The 4,609-nt window shown below is 35.9% G+C and carries 3 protein-coding genes; all 3 read left to right on the top strand.

Features of this window, described 5'->3' with window-relative positions:
- Window positions 1-22: 22 nt before the first annotated feature.
- The 3 genes from Q0A18_RS09210 to Q0A18_RS09200 are packed head-to-tail and all read left to right on the top strand — an operon-like array spanning window position 23 to window position 4,177.
- A complete protein-coding gene (locus Q0A18_RS09210; RefSeq protein ID WP_292009860.1) occupies window positions 23-2,914 on the top strand; it encodes an AsmA-like C-terminal region-containing protein in 2,892 nt (963 codons plus the stop codon).
- A 35-nt stretch (window positions 2,915-2,949) separates the two neighbouring features.
- The gene (locus Q0A18_RS09205) at window positions 2,950-3,948 is read left to right on the top strand and encodes an SDR family oxidoreductase (protein WP_292009859.1); all 999 of its coding nucleotides are present in this window, start codon (window positions 2,950-2,952) and stop codon (window positions 3,946-3,948) included.
- A 58-nt stretch (window positions 3,949-4,006) separates the two neighbouring features.
- Window positions 4,007-4,177 (top strand): lmo0937 family membrane protein, encoded by a 171-nt coding sequence (locus tag Q0A18_RS09200; protein WP_292009858.1) that lies wholly within the window; start codon window positions 4,007-4,009, stop codon window positions 4,175-4,177.
- The last annotated feature ends 432 nt before the right edge of the window (window positions 4,178-4,609 follow it).

The raw sequence follows: 4,609 nt of genomic DNA, 5'->3' as shown, positions 1-4,609 counted from the left end.
TAAAAATCAAAATTATCTATTTATGGAAAAATTTAAAAAAATAATTTTGAAGATTTTGAAATGGACGGGGATCTCGTTAGCATCAATTCTGTTTCTGATGTTTATCATTCCGATACTATTTCCCGGTACCATTTCTCAGCAGGTGAAAATATTTGCGAATAAACATCTTGCCGGAAAACTGGATTATAAGAAATCTCATCTTACCTTTTTCCGACATTTCCCTTCCCTTACGGTGTCTGTGGATGATTTCTTATTGCAGGGTTCCAAACCTTTTCAGCAGGATACTTTGCTGGCTGCAAAAGAGGTTGCGGTAGGAGTTAATCTCAAGAATCTAATTTTTAACCGTGAAGTTAGGATTGATGAAATATATGTAACAGACGCTTATGCCAATGTTTTTGTGAACAGTAAAGGAGAAGCCAATTATAATGTTTATATCTCCTCTCCTTCTGAAAAACCGAAAGATACTACAGAAACAGGTGCCTCTATAAAATTAGATCTTATTAAATTCAGAAATTGCCATATTAAATATAATGACCATTCGGCAAGAATATTAGTAGATGCTAAAGGCTTGAATTATACCGGAAAGGGAGGCTTAAGTGAAAATATTTTTGATCTTAAAACCAATCTTGATATTGATAAAATAGATTTTAGTCTCAACCGAATTTATTATGCTCAGCAGAAAACTCTTCGTGCTGATCTGATCACAAGAATCAATACCAATGCATTAACGTTTGTATTAAGAAAAAATGAGCTTAAGATCAATGAACTTCCTTTACGGTTTACAGGCTTTCTCAGCATTTTGAAAGATGGGTACAATCTGGATATTAATGCTGCCTCTCAGAAGACGACGATCAGGGATATGATTTCCGTACTGCCTCCACAGTATCTGGATTGGGCTAAAGACACTAAAATACAAGGGAATAGTGATTTATTTTTCAGTCTGAAAGGAGGATTCAGCGAACAGAGAAATCTGAAGCCGAGATTAAAAGCAAGATTGTTTGTAAAAGACGGTTTTGTGTCCAGCGGCAAGGCACCTGTTCCCATGAATAACCTTAATATGGATCTTAATATAGACCTTCCCTCACTGGATACTGAGCAAATGAGCCTTGATCTTAAAACGCTAAGTTTTAATTTAGGTCCTCATAATGATTTCCGTGCAGTAGTAAGAACCCAAGGATTAAGTGAAATGCAGGTTAATGCTGATGTAAAAGGAGCTGTTGATCTCCAGACCCTGGATCAGGCATTGGGATTAAAAGGGATTGATATGAAAGGCTTGGTCGATACCAATATTCAGGCAAAAGGAATTTTCAGTATGGACAAAAAGCTGTTTCCTAAAACTAACGGATACCTTAACCTCAAAAACGGCTGGCTGAAAACCCAATATTATCCCAACCCTATTCAGAATATTAACCTGATAGCCAATATTCATAATACGGACGGGACATTTAAAAGCCTTGGAGTAAAGCTGAATCCTTTTCAATTTGATTTTGAAGGAAATCCTGTTTTCGTTACGGCAGATCTACAAAATTTTGAAGATTTATTGTATAAAATCCGGGCAAAGGGAGTGCTGAATGTGGGACGTATTTATAAAGTTTTTGCCCAAAAAGGACTGGATGTCAGCGGAACAGTGATTGCCGACCTTTCGCTTAACGGTCGACAAAGTTATGCAACTACCGGACAATACAGCAAACTTGATAATAAAGGGATACTGATACTGAAGAATATAAAAGCAACGACTTCCTACTTACCAAAATCGTTTTATATAAAGGAAGGAAACTTCGAATTTGAAAATGAAAAGATGTGGTTCAGGAAATTTTATGCTGCTTATGGAAAATCTGATTTCTCGCTGAATGGGCATTTACTGAATACCATTAATTATTTTATAGAAAGAAAAGGTACACTTCATGGGAAATTTATAATGAATTCTAACTACATCCTTATTGATGAATTCATGGCTCTTAAAAATGGAGATAATAATAAAAAATCCATAGAAGTGGAATATGCTAAAGTCGAAAATCCAAAGAGCAGCGGTGTGGTTATCATTCCGAAAAATCTGGATGTATCACTGGAGGCGCATGCGGAAAAAGTTGAATTTAAAGGTTTAATCCTCAACCAACTTAACGGGACAGCTTCAATAAATGCCGGACAGGTTTATCTTAAAAATACTTCTTTTGATGTCATCGGAAGCCGGATGAATATTGATGCCCGTTATCAGGATGAATCACCGTTAACTGCCAATTATGACATTGCCCTTAAGGTACAGGATTTTAATGTGCAACGGGCTTATAACGAAATTGATATGGTCCGGGAGATGGTTACCGCAGCAAAGAATGTAAAAGGAATTGTTTCTCTGGATTATAAGCTTAAAGGAGATTTTGACAGAAATATGAGACCAATATATCCTTCATTGGAAGGTGGAGGAATTGTTAACCTTCGTGATGTGGAAGTCAAAAATCTTAAAATGCTGTCCGTAATTGGTGATGATATCGGAGCTCAGGCTTTTGACAATCCGGATATGAAAGGGGTCAATATTGAAACAAATATTAAAAATAATCTGATCCATGTAGAGAAATTTAAGTTTAAAGTTTCTGTTCTGAGACCTTCTATCAGCGGAACAACAAGTTTTAACGGATTACTGGATTTACGGGTTAGAGTTGGATTACCTCCCGGAGGCTGGATCGGTTTTCCGATTGTAGTGACAGGAACCCATGAAAAACCTAAAATTAAGATTTTTAGTAAAACGGGTCAGGGAATTGTGGACGCTTTGTATAACACAAAATCCAATAAGGTAATCCGTGAAGAAAGACGTGCCGTTAAAAAATCGCGGGTACAGCAGCGCAAAGAAAAAGAGGCTCAGGAACAAAAAGCTAAAAATGCTGAAAAACAGATCAACAGAGATCTTAAAGAAAAATAGAATCATAAAGTAAAACCTTAAAAACCATTCACAAAATGAATTCAGAACATATAATACAGAAAACATTAAGAGGTAAAACAGTAGTGATTACAGGCGGGAGCAGCGGCGTAGGAAGAGCTGCTGCCGAAGCTTTTGCATTGGAAGGCTGCAATATTGTGGTCGCGGCAAGAGGAAAAGAAGGCCTTGATGAAACAGTAAGCTTATGTAGGGATTTGGATGTTTCTGCAATAGGTATTCCTACAGATGTTTCAAGAGCTGAAGATGTACAGAATCTGGCTAATAAGGCTTTGCAGTTTAATGGCAGGATTGATATCTGGGTCAATAATGCAGGAGTAATGGCAAGTGGAAAATTTGAGGAAATTCCTATGGAACTTAATGAACAGGTTATTAAGACCAATCTATTCGGATATATGCATGGCGCCTATAGTGTTCTTCCAATTTTCAAAAGACAGAATGAAGGAATTCTTATTAATAATGTTTCTATCGGAGGTTTTATGCCTGCGCCTTACAGTGCGGTCTATTCCTCTACGAAATTCGGGATTCGCGGAATGATGGAATGTCTGCATGGTGAAATTTCAGATTTTCCGGATATTCATATATGTAACCTGTATCCGCAAATTCAACGGTCTACAGGAAATATGCACTCTGCGAAATATTCAGGACTTGATTTTAAAATTCCACCTTTTGCAGCTGATCCTAGAGATACGGCCTCCAAAATAGTTGAGCTGGCGAAGCATCCTAAAAAAGACTTGTTTCCTGATGTTACTTCCCTTTTTATCAAGAATATTTATGCACTCTTTCCTAAACCTATTATTAATATAGCTTCTGCAGGAATGAGACTGGTGATGAAAGTTAAAAATGCTCCTCCTGATTCCGGAAATGTTTTAGAGCCATCTTCAGAGCCTCACCGGATTTATGGGGAAACCATGCTTCCGGTCCCCTCAAAGAAAACTAAAATGGCTTTTTTTGCTGGACTGGGGCTTGGATTCACTTATATGATCTTAAAACTAAACACTGCCCGGAAGTATAGCTAAATATAAGCGAACAGAATTTATACAAATTTCAAATAAATAACTTTAAAAATAAATAGTCATGAGAAGTTTATTATGGTTAGTCGCAGTAATCTGCATTGTAGTATGGCTTTTAGGAATGTTAGGAATTATTCCGGGAATCAGTACCGGATATTTATTGCATATCCTATTGATAATTGCCGTTATTGTTATTCTTTATAACATTATTTCAGGAAGGAAACCTCTGGATTAATGGATATAGTATATTAGTTTCTAGTTAATTATGGTATTCGGGGAATATTGATCTGAACAGAAAGCTTTCAGCTTGAGAAGTGTAGAAATAGTATTCCCCGAACCATAGTTTCAGGATAAAAATCATAGTTTGATCTATCTCTTTATTTTCTTTTAAATAAAATTCTACGTAACTTTGTGATTACAAACAAGCGTATGTTTATACTATCTAAAACGGCTATTGTATTTTAAGCAATCTGTATTTCTTATATAGATTATAGATTGTTCATTCATTTATTCTCGAATACTCTTTTCGGGAATTGTTTCACTATTATATTAATTAGGTTTTATGAGGGAGAACTTTAAAAGGTATTGTTGTACTTTTTAGTGTATTCGGATTAAAACCAATGCAGAATTATCATCTGCAAAAAACGTCATTAATAATATTCAGAAT

Origin of the sequence: Chryseobacterium sp., from assembly GCF_022712095.1 — a bacterium.
Taxonomy (GTDB): domain Bacteria; phylum Bacteroidota; class Bacteroidia; order Flavobacteriales; family Weeksellaceae; genus Chryseobacterium.
This window is presented reverse-complemented; position numbering and strand designations above follow the sequence as displayed.